This is a genomic window from Aurantimonas sp. C2-5-R2, from assembly GCF_036549495.1.
Taxonomy (GTDB): domain Bacteria; phylum Pseudomonadota; class Alphaproteobacteria; order Rhizobiales; family Rhizobiaceae; genus Aurantimonas; species Aurantimonas coralicida_A.
In genome coordinates, this window is sequence record NZ_JAZHLJ010000030.1 from 1 (window position 1) to 15,136 (window position 15,136).

Consider the following 15,136-nt stretch of genomic DNA (forward strand, 5'->3'; position numbering starts at 1 on the left):
AAAAGCCGACCTCCTATGAATCATCGAAAACCCATCCTGGGAATCTCTAAAATCGTCGCGCGCTAAAAATATGCCAAAGTAGTGCTAGTGGGTCAAGAAATATCTGACTCGATATTCGTCGATTGTGACATTATCGGAGACGGATTTGTACATCTTCTCGACGATAACTTATTTCTAAACGGATACGAAGTTAATATGATAAGCCGTGAGAAGCTATTTTTTGAAGCCGATAATGATGATAACATAGTTGGCGCGATCGCATTTAACCGTTGTTTATTTATTAAATCCAAGATTCGAGTAAAGAAAATCGCCTTGAGCAATTTATGCGCTGAAAATTTGTTCGGGCAGTCGGGCCGGCCAATTCCCTTGCAACCTCTCCACGAGAGCGTGGAAAAACGCTGAATTCTCGCCTCACCTGCTCGCGTCTGATCGCGGGCTGCTCAATAGCGGTGTCAGCCGTTCTTTTCCAGCAGCCGCCTGCGGATATGCGCCTCGATCCGGTCGCAGACGGCGCGATAGGCATCGAGAATCTGTTCGCGGCTGCCGTCAGCCACGGACGGGTCCGGCATTGGCCAGAATTCGACGTCGACCGAGGCGGTGCCCGTGGCGTCGAGGGCGGCGTGGTGCGCCTCCGGCGCCATGGTGACGATCAGGTCGAAATAGCCGTCCTGCAGCTCCTCGAAGCGCTTCGGCCTATAGTCGCCGAGGCTGAGACCTCGTTCGGCCAGCACGATGTCGACGAAGGGGTCGCGCTGCCCGCTGCGGACGCCGGCCGAGGCGATGTAGACCGATGCGGGAAGGATCGAGCGGGCGATCGCCTCGGCGATCGGCGAGCGGATCGCGTTCATGCCGCAGACGAACAAGAGTGACGAGACCGCGACCTTGCCAGAAGGGTCGACCGCTGTCATTGGCCGCCCCCCGCTGTTGCAACAACATGGAATCCGACGTGTCGGGCCACGCAGGATACGCCAGATATTGTGCCGATTGCCGGTTTCGTCCGCGGCGCCATCGTGGGCTCAGTTCCGCCAGTGCAGAACGCAGATCAGCGTGAACAGCCGGCGCGCCGTATCGAGGTCGACGACGATTTTGCCTTTCAGGCGATCCATCAGGGTCTGCGATCCGTCATTGTGGATGCCCCGCCGGCCCATGTCGATCGCCTCGATCTGCTGCGGCGTCGCGCTGCGGATCGCCTCGTAATAGCTGTCGCAGATCAGGAAATAATCCTTGATCACACGGCGGAAAGGCGTGAGCGACAAGATATGCGCGACGATCGGCTCACCGACCTCGTCCCGTACGTCGAAAACCAGGCGCTTGTCGGCGAGCGAGAGCTTGAGCTTGAAGCGGCCGTCCTCGGGAGCGCCGGCCGGATTGAAGACGTTTTCCTCGATGAGATCGAAGATCGCCACCGCACGCTCGTGCTCGACATCTGGCGTTGCCCGGCCGATGGTCTCGTCGAGCTGGATGTCGATGAGCCTGCCGCTCTTCTGGTCGCCGCCGCCGGTCATCGCACGATCAAAGGTTCAGCCGGATCGCCACGGACCGGCCGTGAGCGTCGAGGCCTTCGACACGGGCCAGTTCGATCGCGGCGGGGCCGAGCGTCCGCAACTGCTCCGGCCCGAGCTTGAGGATCGAGGTGCGCTTGACGAAGTCGAGAACCGACAGCCCCGACGAGAAACGGGCCGAGCGAGCGGTCGGCAAGACGTGGTTCGAGCCGCCGACATAGTCGCCGATGACCTCCGGCGTATGGCGGCCGAGAAACACAGCGCCGGCGTTGCGCACCTTGGCGAACAGCGCCTCGGGGTCCTCGACTGCGAGTTCCAGATGCTCGGGCGCGATCCGGTCCGACAGGGCAGGGGCCTCGTCGAGGGATGCCACGCGGATGATGGCGCCATGGTCGCGCCAACTGGCGGCAGCGGTCTCGCCGCGCGACAGAAGCCGCAGCTGCCGCTCGACGGCCGCTTCGACCGCATCGGCGAAATCGCCGTCGTCGGTGATCAGGATCGACTGCGCCGCTGCGTCGTGCTCGGCCTGGCTCAAAAGATCTGCGGCGATCCAGTCCGGATCGTTGGCGCCGTCGGCGATCACCAGAATCTCGGACGGACCGGCGATCATGTCGATGCCGACCGTTCCGAACACCTGGCGCTTGGCGGCGGCGACGTAAGCGTTGCCGGGGCCGACGATCTTGGCGACCGGCGGGATCGTCTGGGTGCCATAGGCGAAGGCCGCGACCGCTTGGGCGCCGCCGAGCCGGTAAATCTCGTCGATGCCGCAGATCTTCGCGGCCGCGAGCACCAGCGGATTCAGCGCGCCCCGCATCGCCGGCACGGTCATGGCGATGCGCTCGACGCCGGCGACCTTGGCGGGAACCGCGTTCATCAACACCGAGGAGGGGTAGCTCGCCTGGCCGCCCGGAACGTAGAGGCCGACCGATTCGACGGCGGTCCAGCGGCTGCCGAGCTCGACGCCGAGCGCGTCGACATAGCGGTCGTCCTGGGGGCGCTGGCGTTCGTGATGGCTGGTAATGCGCTCATGTGCGGTCCGCAGCGCCGCGAGCGTCTCCGGGGCGGTTGCCGCGAAGGCAGCGTCGATCTCGTCCGATTCGACCCGCAATGTCTCCGCCGTCAGATCGAGGCCGTCGAAACGCCGGGTCAGATCGATCAGTGCTGCGTCGCCCTCGGCGCGCACACGAGCGACGATCGCGCGAACCGCGTCATCGACGTCGGCGGCGGATTCGCGTTTTGCGCCGAGCAGCGCCCGGAACTTCGCCTCGAAATCGGCGTCCGTGCTGGTAAGCCTCGACGGCACTGTGGCAATTCCCCTCTTGATTTGTGGCGGCGTGGCGACCGGCGCCGTGCCGAACTGCCTTCGTCAGGCCGACGGATCGGAACGGTCGTGCTCCGGCCGGGCCGATGTGCTCCAGGCACCTCCGACGTCGGCGAGCTGCGCCTCGATCACCTCGACGTCCAGCCTTATCGCGGAGCCGCCGGCGAAGACAAGTTCGACGACCCCGGAGGGGGCATCGGCGGGGGTGAAGCGGATGGCCAGCAGTACGAGCACCTGATCGCCCTCGGTCGCGTCCAGGCCCATCCGCTTGACGCCCCGCACCCGGTCGAAATGCAGGACGGCCCGCCGCCGCTCATATTCGGCCTTGCGGAACAGGCGAAAGCGGGAAATTCCCTCGGCGGTTTCCCAGACGAAGCGGTTCATTTCGACGACGAACTGCTGCTCACCGGCTCGGTAGCGACAGTCCCGCAATGTGACGACGGCATCCTGGCAATAGGCCGACAGGATGGCGAGATCGTCGGTATCGACGGCAAGGAGGCGCAGGCGGTCCATCGTGATGACCGTTGCTTTCTATCTAAACGGGCGGACTGAACGGGTTACTGCACCGCAAACTAGGCCGGCGGCTCGGAATTGGAATGGTCATCCCGTCGCCCGGTTCACGACGACGTTTCGCGCCATTATTCAAGCCGGAAGCGGCTGCAAAGCCAAAGGCCGACGATGGCGAGCCAGGTCATGAGCCAGATCGGATTGCCGCGACTGAAGAAATAGCTCTCGAAGAAGGAATTCAACAGGGCAAATGCGAGGATCATCAGGAGGAAATCCGCCAGGCGGCGGTTTTCCACGGCGGGCTGGGTCGTCAGATAATCCTTGAACGGCAGCAACACCAGCATCCATGCCGCGACCGCGAGTGTCGGCCATCCGCCCCAGATGGCGATGTCCAGATAGCCGTTATGGGCGTTGACGATAAGGCGCGGGTCCCAGGACAGCTCGAACGGGGCCTCGGCCTTGTAGACGACGCCCGTGTTCCAGAAGGTCTCGAAGCCGAAGCCCGTCCATTGATGATGGCCCATCAAGTCGAGGGTGAAGCGCCACAGATCGAGGCGGCCGGTAAAGGTCGTGCCGGGCAGAACCGCCTGCAGCACGATGTCGAGCGCGGGCGAAATTGCCGCTCCCAGCGTCAACAGCGCGGTTACGAGAATGGCAAGGAAAAGAACCGCGATCGGCAGGAGGCGGCCGCCGAATATCCGACCGCCCGTGACGAAAAGGGCAACGAGCGGAACCAGAGCCAGAGTCGTCTTGGAGCCGGTCTTGTAGATGAAGACCGCCGCCAGGACCGCGATGACGAGGCCGGCCCACCGCTCGCCGCAGCGCATGAGGTAGAGCCCGGCGAAAAACAGCATCGCCATGATCGGACCGGCGACGTTCTTGTGGCTGTAGATGCCCCGCCACAAACCGGCATGCTGCGGTTCGAGGCCGTCCGATCCGTGGATCGCCAATCCGGGATAGGCGACAAGCCCCAGATAGGAGAGCCCGAGAACGACGAGCGCGGCGATGGTGAGCGCCAGCCGGAAGTCGCGGATCGAGGGCGGTAGGCTGAGCGCGCCGGTCATGGCGAGCATTGCGGTCAGCGTGAACAGGATCGCGCGGATCGCGGCGCCCGGCGACTCCGATTGCAGAACGGAAAAGGCCAACAGGGCGATCGTCAACAGCCAGACCGGGCGCAGCAGCGAGAGCGCGACCGCGCGGTCGGTGAACAGGAGATGGCCGACGATCGCGACGAGCGCGAGTGCACTGTAGCCGAGTTGATTGACGATATTGCCCTGAACGTCGGTCTCGTATTCCAGCACGAAGGGCGTGAAGGAGACGAGAAGAAACGTCAGGATCGTCGCCGCGAAGACGAAGCGAAGCACCCTGATCGGGTCGTGGACGCCGACGGCGTCAGTTCTGTTCGGGACGACGATATTGTTCATTGACGAGGCCGAATTCGGCGAGCAGGCGGCCGACGGCGACCTGCATGTGATAAAGCCCGATGACGGGCGACTTGGTGTCGAAGGCCAGCCGTGCCGAGCGGAACGGCGAGGCGGCCAGCAAGGCGGCGCTCTTGGCGAGGCGGCGGAACCGGTCGGTCGTCCCGCCGCGACGGCGGCGTTCGATGATCGAAGAGATCGCGCCATTGCGCAGTGCCCGCGCGTTCAGCCACGAGAATTCGGTGCGCCGGGCTGGCGTCGTCTCATGGACGGGAGCCTCCGTGCACCAGCCGAAGGTGAAACCTTTTTCGCGGCAGCGCGAATAGAAGTCGCTGTCGCCGCCGCCGATGAAGTTGAAGGCAGTATCGAGATAGGGGGCGCCGATCGCCTCCAGGACACGGCGCCGGATCAGGACGTTGCCGGAGGAATAGAGGATCGGCACGGGTCCGGTTCGAGCGTAATGGGGCGTGAACACGGGATGGCGAGCATAGCGCGCCTGTCCATTGCCTTCGAAAATCGGGATCTGCGGGGCGCCGACGATGTCGACGGCAAGGGTCTCGGCCGTCTCCACCAGCCGCGCGATCCAGCTTTTACTGGCAATCTCGTCGTCGTCGATGACCAGAAGATACTGCATCGCCGGGAAGCGCTCGATCGCCGTTTGCCATCCAGCATTGTAGGCCGCGCAATTGCCGCGCTCATGGGCGATCAGGATCAATCCCGGAAGCCGGCCGGTTTCAAACAAGTCTGCGGCGGCGGCCAGTCCCTCGCGGCCTTCGGCATCGTTCTCCATGACGATGACCGCAAACCGCCTTTCGGTCTGCTGGGCGGCGAGCGATTCGAGCGTTTTCAGGAGATGCTCCGGCCGGCGGAAAGTCGGCAGGGTGACGACGACCTCGTACCGCCCGAAATCGAGGTCCGGCGAGATACACTCGATGGTAATGGCGTCGGTCATAGGGCGTCATTCGATCGGATCGCGTAACGGAAGGCGGGTTGGAGCAGATACCAGAACAAAATCAGAAGAAGATGAACGAAGTCTCGACGCAGCCCTCAAAAATCGCGAAATTCGGTCGCGAGCCCAGCAGAACAAACGAGAAGCTGGCCCCGCGGCGCGCTTTCCGATCCATCCCCATGGCACGCTTGGCCTGCTCCACGACGCCGCGCGGCGATCAAGCCGCCGAAACGTGCCGGCGGCATTAGGGCAATTTCAACGTGCGGCTGCGACAATCGGATTCCTGCAATGCGCGGAGTGGTCCGGTCGGAATGCATCTTTTGTTCGTTTCGTCGCTCCTGCCCGACGACGCCCCATCGACCGGCTTCGAGATCGCGAACCGCGCCATCGTCGCGGCGTACCGCCATCATGGCGTGCGGCTGACTTTCGTCGGCTTCCGCCGGCCGGGGTCGCGGCCCGCCAGGGCGGACGAGATATGCCTCGGCGAACTGGCGATCGAAAATTCCGGGGCGTCGACGCTCCGCAAGGCGGCCTGGGTCGGCGCGGCGTTCGCTCGCAACCTGCCGGTCGGAGCCGCGAAAGTGGCCGGGCTTAGCCGCGCCGAGCTTCTCGGCCGTCTGGCCGAAGCGGGGCCGGTGGACGGATATGTGCTCAGTTCCGTGCAAATGCCGGCCGCCTATCCCTTCTTGGCGCGCGAAAAACCGTCGATCTTCATCGCTCACAATGTCGAACATCGCTCCGCCCGCGAAAACGCCCGCAATGCTGGCGGTTTCCACACCCGGCTGCTCTTCGGCCGCGAGGCGGCGCTGCTCGAGCGCGCCGAGGCAACGATCTGCCGGGACGCGGCGGTCGTCCATACGCTGAGCGAAGACGACCGGGACGGGCTCGGCCTTGCCGGATCCGACAAATGCGTGCCGCTGGCGCTGACCGTCGGCCACCCGAACGTCGCCGACAAGGGCGAACGGGCCCATGATGTCGGACTGATCGGCACCTGGAGCTGGGCGCCGAACCGGGTCGGCCTCGACTGGTTCGTCGACGAAGTCGTGCCGCTGCTTCCTTCCGATATGTCCATCGCAGTGGCCGGGCGCTTCGACGGCCCGCCACCCGCCGCCGCCGCCAATGTCACTTTTCTCGGCCGCGTCGAGGACGCCCAGCGGTTCGTCGGCGCCTCGCGCGTGCTCGCCCTGGCGACCAAGGGCGGCACCGGCGTTCAGTTGAAGACGATCGAAACCTTCGAGGAGGGGATGCCAGCGGTCGCAACGCCGCAAGCCCTGCGCGGCGTCGACAGTGTTCCCGCCAATGTGCGGGTCGCGGATGCGCCGCGGGACTTCGCCGACCGGATCATCGAACTCGTCGCCGCCGAAAGGGCCGGCCAATCGCTTCGCCTCGACGGCGCCGCCTTCGCGCGCGCCCAGGGGGCCGCGCTCGACGCCGGCATCGCCGCCGGCCTGGATCGGTTCGCCAAGGCCATCGATAACCATCAGGCGCTGGTTGCACCGGTTGGCCCCGATGCAGTCGTCCCGCCTCGGCTCGCCAACGGAGTTGCCGGACGATGATGAAAGCGAGCGCCCTTTGGCCGGCGGGTTCCTCGCGAGGCGAAGCCGGCGCGAGCCGTGACATCGCCGGCATCGCGGTCACCGACCGCTCCGGCGTGGCGGTCATCGCGGCGCTCGCCGACGCACTGGCGGCCGGCCGGACCACGCGGCTAGCCTTCCTCAACGCCCATTGCGTCAACATCGCCCGGCGGGACGCAGCCTACAAACGCGCTCTGGAGCGCTTTCTGGTGATCCCCGACGGGATCGGCGTCGATACCGCGGCGCGGATGCTCTACGGCAAACCGTTCACCGAGAATCTCAACGGCACCGATTTCCTGCCCCGCCTTCTCGCCTCGCTCGACAGCCGCCTGCGCGTTGCCCTGATAGGAGGCGCGCCGGGCATCGCCGAGCGCGCGGCGACCCGGCTTGCCGCCGAGATCCCGGTGCATGATTATCTGGTGGTGTCGGACGGGTTCTTCGACCGCAAAGCTTGCGCTGGCGTCCTGGACCACCTCGCCTTGGCCAAGGCCGACATCGTTCTCGTCGCCATGGGCGTTCCCGCCCAGGAACTCTTCATCGCCGATCATCTGGGCGAGCGCTACGGCCGGCTCTTCGTCGGTGTCGGCGCGCTGTTCGACTTTCTCGCCGGCAATGTGGCCCGTGCGCCGCTCGCTATTCGGCGCCTGCGCATGGAATGGGCTTGGCGTCTGGCGCTGGAGCCCGGCAGGATGTGGCGCCGTTATATTCTCGGCAACCCGCTCTTCCTCTTTGGCATTCTGCGCGATCGGTTGCGGCGGGAGCGGGACGATGTCTGATGCCGCGCCACGGCAGGGCGCCGGGAAAGGGCGGCCCATGCGATCGGCGATCGTCACGTCGAGTTATCGCGGCGATTTCGAGCGATGCCGGTTGCTCTGCGAAAGCATCGATCGGCGCGTTGCCGGCTTTACGCGCCACCTGATCTTGGTCGAGGCCGGCGACATCGCGCTGTTCCGGCAACTCGCCGGGCCGAAGCGGGAGATCGTCGACGAGCGCGAGCTGCTGCCGCGTTGGTTGCGCCCGTTCCCGGACCCCTTGTCCTTCGGCCGTCGGCGGATCTGGTTGTCGGCTTACGGTCCGCCTCTGCGCGGCTGGCATGTCCAGCAATTGCGGCGGCTGGCGATCGCGGCGGCGATCGAAGAAGAGGTGATGCTCTCCGTTGATTCCGACGTGGTCTTTCTGCGGGAGTTTGACGTTGGCAGCCTGTCGAGCGACGGCAAGGTTCGTTTCTTCCGGCGTAAGGGCGCGGTCGCGACCATCGATTCCGCCGCGCGCGACGAACACCGCGAATGGTCGCGACGGGCCGGCGAATTGCTCGGCATTTCCACGCCACCTTGGACCGATACGGCCTACATCACCACGCTTTTGGCCTGGCGCACCGACACGGTTCGGGACTTTCGACGCCGCGTCGAAGCCCGGATGGGCAAGCCTTGGCTCGCGGCCATCGCGGCCTCGCGCAGCCTGTCGGAATGTACGATCTACGGGCGCTTCGTCGACGAGTGCGAAGATCGGCCCGATCGCCACGCGCCGAGCGACCTGGAGCTGTGTCAGGTCTACTGGAACGGCGCGGCCCTCGGCTCACGCGAACTGACGGATTTCGCCGCGGGGCTGGAGCCGCATCAGGTCGCTGCGGGCATCCAGTCCTTCACCGGCACCGATCCCGATCTCATTCGCCGGGCTGCTGGGCTGGCGTGAGACGCCGCGCCGAGCGCGCGGCGGGTGGGGCGGTCCAGTCGAACGCCGCGTAGGTCGCGGCGGCGGACACGATCCAGAGCACCAGGAACAACCCGTTCAGGCCGAAAATCCAGGTCTCCGTCTGCGGCGCCGCGCGCAGCAGAACGATGAGAAGCGCTGCCTTGATGAGGCCGACGACCGCCAAGATCATCGCCCGTATCCCGGTCCTGCCGCGGGCGTAGAGAAGCTCGCTCTCATATTCGACCAGATTGCGGAAGGCCGGCACGAACAGAGCGAGCAGCACCAAAGGCGCGGCCTCGGCGACATTCTTTCCGAGCGCCATCGGGAAGACGTGCAAGACACCGCCGAGAAAGCCGAGGCCGGCGACGGAGACGGCCGCGACGGCGGCCTCGATGCCCCAACGGATTCGCCATTGTGTCAGCCACTCGGGCGTGCGCATCAGTTTCTGGACGATCATCGTGTTGAAAGAACGGATCGGCAGGGCGGTGAGATCGATGAGCCGCATCAAGATCGCGTAGATGCCGGCCATCTGCGGCCCGCCGAGCGACAGGACCAGCAGCTTGTCGAGTTCGGACTGAAGATAGAAGATGATTTCGGCGCTGGCGACCGACACACTGTCCCGCCACCTGGCGAGATAGAGGGCCGGACGCAGGCGCAGGCGCTGCCGGGGATAATAGGCGATGACGGCGAAGCCCGCAGCGACGGCGTTCGCCCCGGCATAGGCGAGCGCCCAATGCACCAGCGAGCCGTCGCTGATCATCACGAAACCGACGGCGGCCACGGCCCGGATCGCCGAGCCGGCGATGACGATGATCGCCCCGCGCATAAAGCGTCCGAGGCCATTGTTGACGATGACCACGACCTCGAGGGCGCGCCAGAACACGACCTCCGCCAGGACCACGGCGGCGAAGGCGCCGATGCTCATCTCGCCCTTGAAGAATGTGACATAGAAGCCGGCCGCCGCGATCGCGACCAGCGGCAGCGACATGATGAAGGCAACAATCAGTCCGGCGGTGTAGGTTCCCACCAATCGCCGACGGACCGTCGCAACGCGGTAAAGCGGCGAAACGAAGCCGAAGCCGGCGATGCGCGACAGAACGATTCCGGTTGCTGAAGCCGTGGCGAACAGGCCGAAATCGCCAACCGACAGCCCATTGGCGATGGAGACGAAATAGGCGAGCGACAAGACGAGGCGCCCGGCCGATCCGCCGAGCAACGAGGCGTAGTCCCGCACGAGGTTTAGGTTGCCCTTAAGCCTTTCGATCCAGACTGCGAAACGTTGCATGATCGACAACCTTGGAGCCGAGGGGCAGATGACGATACTTCACCGCCGTCGCGCCGCAAAATCCGCTTTCGCCGTCCCGCAGCGGGACGCGGCGGATGGGTGTTTGTCCAACCTTTCCAATAGCGCGGGAACCTTAACGCGCCGTTCTCTGCTGGCCGCCGGCGCCGGACTGGCGCTGGCGCCGGGGACAGTCGCACCTGCCCGGGCCGAGCGGCATGGGGCGCCCCGTTCCGGCCCGGTGCCCCTCGGTTGCGCGGTCCAGGCCGAGTATTTCGATGCCGATCCGGCCTACAGAGACGCCGCAGTCGAGTATTTCGACCTGATCATGCCGATGAACGAACTGAAATTCGATCAAATCCGGCCGACCCGCGACAGCTGGAATTTCGAGCCTGCGGACCGGCTGGTGGAGTTTGCCCTTTCCCACGGTCGCTCGACCCGCGGGACCTGCCATGTCTGGTGGAATTCGACGCCGCAATGGGTTGAGGAAATCGAGACGGCCGCGGATGCGGAAGCGGCGCTCATCGAGCACATCGAACGGGTCGGCGATCGCTACAAGGCCAAGTTGACCGGCTGGGACGTCGTCAACGAGGTGATCTCGCACAATCCCATCAGCGAGGGTCCACTGCGCCGGACCGCGTGGCTCAAGAAGCTCGGGCCGCAGCATATCCCCATCGCCTTCGAGGCGACGGCGCGGGCGGATCCCGGCGCGCGGCTGGTCATCAACGACTACGATCTCGAATTTGCCGGGCCGCGCTACGATGCCCGCCGTGAGGTGATGCTGACGATCGTGCGCCAGCTCCAGGACCGCAACGTGGCCGTTACCGGCGTCGGCATTCAGGGGCATCTTTACGCCGACCGGACGATCGACAAGGACGCACTGGAAGTGTTCCATCGCACGCTCGACGGCTTGGGGGTCGGCCTCTTGGTCACCGAACTGGATGTGATCGACTGGGAGAGCGTGCCCGGTGCCGAGCCCCAGGATGCGACGGCGCAACGCCTGGTGACCGATCTCCTCGATGGAGTCTTTGCCTTCAAGGCGCCGGAATCGGTGATCGTCTGGGGTGTCAGCGACCGCTACAGCTGGGTCTCGGATGTGCTTCCCCGCCCGGACGGGCATCCGAGCCGCCCGTTGCCACTCGACCGGGATATGGCTCCGAAGCGCTGGATGACGCTCTTGCGGCAGCGTTTGAGATCGATCTGACTTTGCGTAAGGGGCCGTTATCGTCCCCGCGTTAACTGTTTCTTGAGCATGAAACCGCATTTTCGACGGATCAGGGCCCGCGACAGACGTCCGGCTCCGGCAATTCGGTGACGCCCATGTTCTCGACATCTTCAGCGACAAATCCGACGGCAAGCGCCCGGTCGCGCTCGCATGTCACGGTCGTTGAGCGTTCCGGACAGGCTTCGCTGATCGACCCCATCTACATCTTCCGCCATGTCTGGTCGTCCAAGCCGCTAATCGTCCTCACAACGTTTCTCGGCATCGCGCTCGCCATTCTACTGGCTCTATCCACACCGAAACTCTACACCGCCGACACCCAGATCCTGGTCGACCCGCGCGACATCAAGGTGGTGCAGAACGAAGTCACCCCGAACGGGCTGCCCAACGAGGCAACCTTGGCGCTGATCGAAAGCCAGATCGCGGTCGTCTACTCGAACAACGTCCTGAACCGGGTGATCGACAAAGCCGGGCTCGAAAGCGACCCGGAATTCAACGGGACGGCCGAAACGTTCTTCGGCTCGATCTTTCCGAACCTGGTGTCCTTCCTCCGTGAGGACGACGCTCAGAGCGGGCGGCAACGGCTCGTCACCGTGAAGAACCTTCGCAAGGCGATGACCGTCACCCGCGACGCCAAGAGCTTCATCATCAATCTTTCGGTCGAGACGAGAAACCCGGAAAAATCCGCCGAGCTCTCCCGTCTGATCGGCACAACCTTCATCGACCAGCTTGGGCGCGTGCAGTCGCAGACGGCGCGGCGCGCCAGCGACGCCCTGTCTGCGCGTCTGGCCGAACTGCGCCAAACCGTCGCTGAAGCGGAGCGGGCCGTCGAGGAATACAAGACCCGGAACCGGCTCGTCGGCGTCGGCGGACGGCTCGTCGACGACGATTACATCCTGCGCACCAACGACCAGCTTGCTCGTACGCGCGGCGAACTGGCGGCGTTGCGGGTGCGCGCCGAGCAGATGAAAAACGTCGGGATCGACGATGTCGTCAAAGGCTCCTTTCCCGAGGAGTTGACGTCGGAGGCGCTGACCCGGCTGCGTAATACCTATTCCGAACTCGCCCAGCAGGCCGCCGTTCTCAGCACCACGCTCGGGCCCCGTCATCCGCAACGCCTGGCCAGCCAGGAGGCGCTGGCCTCGGCGAGGAACGCCATCCGCGCCGAGCTCAACCGTATCGTCGCGGGGGCGCAGACGGATCTGGCCCGCGCCGAGCGCACCGACCGCGATCTGAGCACGCAGATCACCGCATTGAAGACCAAGCAGTTGGAGACCAGCGAATCCTTCGTCAAGCTGCGTGAACTGGAGCGCGAGGTCGAGGCATCGCGCGCGGTTTACGAAGCGTTCCTGCTTCGGGCACGCGAAACCGGCGAACAGGAAACCCTGAATACCGCCAATGTCCATGTCATCTCCGAGGCGACACCGCCGCTGGAGCCGTCGAGCCTGTCCCGGCGGACGATGGTCCTTCTTGGCGCGATCCTCGGCTTTTTCGTCGGAATCGGCATCGCCGTCCTCCGCGGCGCCGTGCGGTTCTTCCAGGAAGTCCGGCCGCTCGATCGTGTCGCCTTGGACGGCGCTGGCGTTCCCGTCGGTTTCGAGGCGGCCGACTATCGCGGGCGCTCGCCCTATTCGCCCGGATTTTATCCGTCCGCCGGCTTCTATTCCGCCGTCTCCGGCGGCATGGGCGACGCACGACAGACTGGCTCCACCGCCGCCGCGGGCGAGGTGGGGCTGGCTGACGCGGCCGGGATGCGTCCGGCGGTCTACGCCGAGACGGGGGATCTCCGGCGTCAGGTTGACGAGGCCGGTGAACCGAACCGGGACCAGCACGAATCCGACCAGCCGGCCGAAATGGGCCCGCTCGAGGAGGAGCGCGTGGTCCGCGAAGAGGACATGGATCAGCAACCTGCGGGCGACGCTCCGGCTTCGCCCGACGCGGCGGCGGAGCCCGCCCCCGTCGACGGTCAACCGCAGACGCGCGAAGAATTGCGCGACGGCATCCGTGCGATCGCCGCCGAGCGTCCCGAAATCGGCGATCAGGATAATCTCGCCGCAACGGATGACGCGGAGGTCGAGCGTCTCCAGTTCGACATCGCCGCCGTCAAGCGGCACATCGCCGAAATCCGCGAACGGCGTCAGGTCCACTGAGACGACGACCCCGTCCGACCTCCCGAGGCCGCGGGCGCGAAAGCTCGCGAATCGATCCTTCCCAAGTCCGATCGCTGTTTTCACTCGCCGAGACGCGGAACGTGTCCACGTGCCGGGTTGCAATCGCCGATGCCCTTGCGTTTCCTCTCAGTGGGGATAGCTTCGAAAGAAGGGCATCCGACCGTGGGAGTGGCCGGATGCAGGGCACCGATGATCGGCGTGCCCGATCGGGACACCAGGGAGGATTTTTCCATGACGCTTTCGCGGTTGGTTCTGGCGTTTGCCGCTTCGACCCTTTTCACCGGCGGCACGTTCGCGGCCGAGCTGTCACTGGTCTCTGGCTCCGTCGGCAAGGACATCGAGGAACTGCGGGGGCAGCTCGACGAATTCGAGAAGGAATCCGGCCACACGGTCAAGATCGTCGAAATGCCGGCGTCGACCACCGACCAGTTCGGGCAGTATCGCCTGTGGCTGTCGGCCGGCAATGAGGACATCGACGTCTACCGGACCGACGTGATCTGGGCGCCGCAACTGGCCGGCAGTCTCGTCGACCTGACCGAGGCCGCCAAGGACATTGTCGGTCAGCATTTCCCCTCGATGATCGAATCCCAGACCGTCGACGGCAAGCTCGTCGCCCTGCCCATGTATACGGACGCACCAGCGCTCTACTACCGCACCGACCTGTTGGAGAAATATGGCAAGGAGCCGCCCAAGACCTGGTCGGAACTCGAAGCCACCGCCAAGGATATCCAGGACAAGGAGCGCGAGGCCGGCAACGGCCAGATGAACGGCTTCGTCTTCCAGGGCGCGCCCTATGAGGGGCTGACCTGTGACGGCCTGGAATGGGTGGCGAGCAACGGCGGCGGGCAGATCGTCTCGCCGGATGGCGAGATCACCATCAATAATCCGAAGGCCGCCGCCGCGCTCGAAAGGGCCAAGGGCTGGGTCGGCACGATCGCCCCCGATGGCGTCCTCGCCTACAAGGAAGAGGAGTCGCGCGGCGTCTGGCAGACCGGCAATGCCGTGTTCATGCGCAACTGGCCCTATGCCTACGCGCTGTCGAACGGCGGCGATTCCGCGGTCGCCGGCAAGTTCGACGTGGTGCCGCTCCCGGCCTCGGAGGGTGGTTCCTCGGCGGCCTGTCTTGGCGGCTGGAACCTGGCGGTCTCCAAATACTCGCAGAACCAGGAGGCGGCGATCGATCTCGTCAAGTTCCTGAGTTCGGAAAAGGCGCAGAAGCAGCGTGCCGTCAATCAGTCGCGCCTGCCGACGATCCCGACGCTCTACGACGATGCGGAGATCGCCGAGAAGCAGCCGATCGTCACAGAATGGAAGGAAGTCGTGACCAACGCCGTGCCGCGTCCCTCGGCGCCGACCAAGCGCCAGTACAACGAGGTCTCGAAGGAGTTCTGGACGGCCGTCAACGAGACCCTCTCCGGCCGGGGCTCTGCCGCTGACAATCTCGATCAGCTGGAAAAGCGCCTGCGCCGGCTGAAGCGCAGCGCCTGGGAGTGAG

The 15,136-nt window shown here is 65.0% G+C and carries 13 protein-coding genes; 6 read left to right on the forward strand and 7 right to left on the reverse strand.

Annotated elements, in window-relative coordinates; translation table 11 throughout:
* Positions 1-452: 452 nt before the first annotated feature.
* From VQ044_RS13795 to VQ044_RS13820, 6 genes are all read right to left on the reverse strand, one after another.
* Positions 453-908 carry an arsenate-mycothiol transferase ArsC gene (locus VQ044_RS13795; protein WP_327623242.1) on the reverse strand — a complete coding sequence of 152 codons (456 nt, stop codon included), beginning with the start codon at positions 906-908 and terminating at the stop codon, positions 453-455.
* Between the two features lie 108 nt (positions 909-1,016).
* A complete protein-coding gene (locus tag VQ044_RS13800; RefSeq protein WP_327647768.1) occupies positions 1,017-1,505 on the reverse strand; it encodes a UPF0262 family protein in 489 nt (162 codons plus the stop codon).
* A gap of 7 nt (positions 1,506-1,512) precedes the next feature.
* Entirely contained in the window at positions 1,513-2,805 is a 1,293-nt protein-coding gene (gene hisD, locus VQ044_RS13805) for a histidinol dehydrogenase (protein WP_327647769.1), read from the reverse strand.
* Between the two features lie 63 nt (positions 2,806-2,868).
* Positions 2,869-3,336: a DUF2948 family protein gene (locus VQ044_RS13810; protein WP_327647770.1), complete on the reverse strand. Its 468-nt coding sequence runs from the start codon at positions 3,334-3,336 to the stop codon at positions 2,869-2,871.
* 125 nt (positions 3,337-3,461) lie between these two features.
* Complete coding sequence (locus tag VQ044_RS13815) at positions 3,462-4,754, reverse strand: O-antigen ligase family protein (protein WP_327647772.1); 1,293 nt, start codon at positions 4,752-4,754, stop codon at positions 3,462-3,464.
* The gene (locus VQ044_RS13820; RefSeq protein ID WP_327647774.1) at positions 4,723-5,703 is read right to left on the reverse strand and encodes a glycosyltransferase family 2 protein; all 981 of its coding nucleotides are present in this window, start codon (positions 5,701-5,703) and stop codon (positions 4,723-4,725) included. The genes VQ044_RS13815 and VQ044_RS13820 overlap by 32 nt, the downstream gene beginning before the upstream one ends.
* A gap of 308 nt (positions 5,704-6,011) precedes the next feature.
* On the opposite strand from VQ044_RS13820, the gene VQ044_RS13825 reads away from it, so the two are divergent.
* Genes VQ044_RS13825 through VQ044_RS13835 form a run of 3 tightly spaced genes read left to right on the forward strand, consistent with a single transcriptional unit; the run spans position 6,012 to position 8,966 of the window.
* Positions 6,012-7,256: a glycosyltransferase family 4 protein gene (locus VQ044_RS13825; RefSeq protein ID WP_327647776.1), complete on the forward strand. Its 1,245-nt coding sequence runs from the start codon at positions 6,012-6,014 to the stop codon at positions 7,254-7,256.
* Positions 7,253-8,050 (forward strand): WecB/TagA/CpsF family glycosyltransferase, encoded by a 798-nt coding sequence (locus tag VQ044_RS13830; RefSeq protein WP_327647778.1) that lies wholly within the window; start codon positions 7,253-7,255, stop codon positions 8,048-8,050. Before VQ044_RS13825 ends, VQ044_RS13830 begins: the two co-directional genes overlap by 4 nt.
* 37 nt (positions 8,051-8,087) lie before the next feature.
* On the forward strand, positions 8,088-8,966 hold the full coding sequence (locus tag VQ044_RS13835) for a DUF6492 family protein (RefSeq protein WP_327647780.1): 879 nt from the start codon (positions 8,088-8,090) through the stop codon (positions 8,964-8,966).
* On the opposite strand, the gene VQ044_RS13840 is transcribed toward VQ044_RS13835, so the two are convergent.
* Complete coding sequence (locus VQ044_RS13840) at positions 8,938-10,251, reverse strand: lipopolysaccharide biosynthesis protein (protein ID WP_327647781.1); 1,314 nt, start codon at positions 10,249-10,251, stop codon at positions 8,938-8,940. The genes VQ044_RS13835 and VQ044_RS13840 overlap by 29 nt on opposite strands.
* On the opposite strand from VQ044_RS13840, the gene VQ044_RS13845 reads away from it, so the two are divergent.
* From VQ044_RS13845 to VQ044_RS13855, 3 genes are all read left to right on the forward strand, one after another.
* Positions 10,250-11,452 (forward strand): endo-1,4-beta-xylanase, encoded by a 1,203-nt coding sequence (locus VQ044_RS13845; RefSeq protein ID WP_327647782.1) that lies wholly within the window; start codon positions 10,250-10,252, stop codon positions 11,450-11,452. The genes VQ044_RS13840 and VQ044_RS13845 overlap by 2 nt on opposite strands.
* A gap of 116 nt (positions 11,453-11,568) precedes the next feature.
* The gene (locus tag VQ044_RS13850) at positions 11,569-13,620 is read left to right on the forward strand and encodes a GumC family protein (protein WP_327647783.1); all 2,052 of its coding nucleotides are present in this window, start codon (positions 11,569-11,571) and stop codon (positions 13,618-13,620) included.
* Between the two features lie 252 nt (positions 13,621-13,872).
* Positions 13,873-15,135: an ABC transporter substrate-binding protein gene (locus tag VQ044_RS13855; protein ID WP_327647785.1), complete on the forward strand. Its 1,263-nt coding sequence runs from the start codon at positions 13,873-13,875 to the stop codon at positions 15,133-15,135.
* Position 15,136: the final 1 nt, after the last annotated feature.

What these genes read in the sequence shown, in the direction of transcription:
- VQ044_RS13795 (WP_327623242.1), bottom strand. Translation starts at nt 908, where the DNA reads ATGACAGCGGTCGACCCTTCTGGCAAGGTCGCGGTCTCGTCACTCTTG.
- VQ044_RS13800 (WP_327647768.1), bottom strand. Translation starts at nt 1,505, where the DNA reads ATGACCGGCGGCGGCGACCAGAAGAGCGGCAGGCTCATCGACATCCAG.
- VQ044_RS13810 (WP_327647770.1), bottom strand. Translation starts at nt 3,336, where the DNA reads ATGGACCGCCTGCGCCTCCTTGCCGTCGATACCGACGATCTCGCCATC.
- VQ044_RS13815 (WP_327647772.1), bottom strand. Translation starts at nt 4,754, where the DNA reads ATGAACAATATCGTCGTCCCGAACAGAACTGACGCCGTCGGCGTCCAC.
- VQ044_RS13820 (WP_327647774.1), bottom strand. Translation starts at nt 5,703, where the DNA reads ATGACCGACGCCATTACCATCGAGTGTATCTCGCCGGACCTCGATTTC.
- VQ044_RS13825 (WP_327647776.1), top strand. Translation starts at nt 6,012, where the DNA reads ATGCATCTTTTGTTCGTTTCGTCGCTCCTGCCCGACGACGCCCCATCG.
- VQ044_RS13830 (WP_327647778.1), top strand. Translation starts at nt 7,253, where the DNA reads ATGATGAAAGCGAGCGCCCTTTGGCCGGCGGGTTCCTCGCGAGGCGAA.
- VQ044_RS13835 (WP_327647780.1), top strand. Translation starts at nt 8,088, where the DNA reads ATGCGATCGGCGATCGTCACGTCGAGTTATCGCGGCGATTTCGAGCGA.
- VQ044_RS13845 (WP_327647782.1), top strand. Translation starts at nt 10,250, where the DNA reads ATGATCGACAACCTTGGAGCCGAGGGGCAGATGACGATACTTCACCGC.
- VQ044_RS13840 (WP_327647781.1), bottom strand. Translation starts at nt 10,251, where the DNA reads ATGCAACGTTTCGCAGTCTGGATCGAAAGGCTTAAGGGCAACCTAAAC.
- VQ044_RS13850 (WP_327647783.1), top strand. Translation starts at nt 11,569, where the DNA reads ATGTTCTCGACATCTTCAGCGACAAATCCGACGGCAAGCGCCCGGTCG.
- VQ044_RS13855 (WP_327647785.1), top strand. Translation starts at nt 13,873, where the DNA reads ATGACGCTTTCGCGGTTGGTTCTGGCGTTTGCCGCTTCGACCCTTTTC.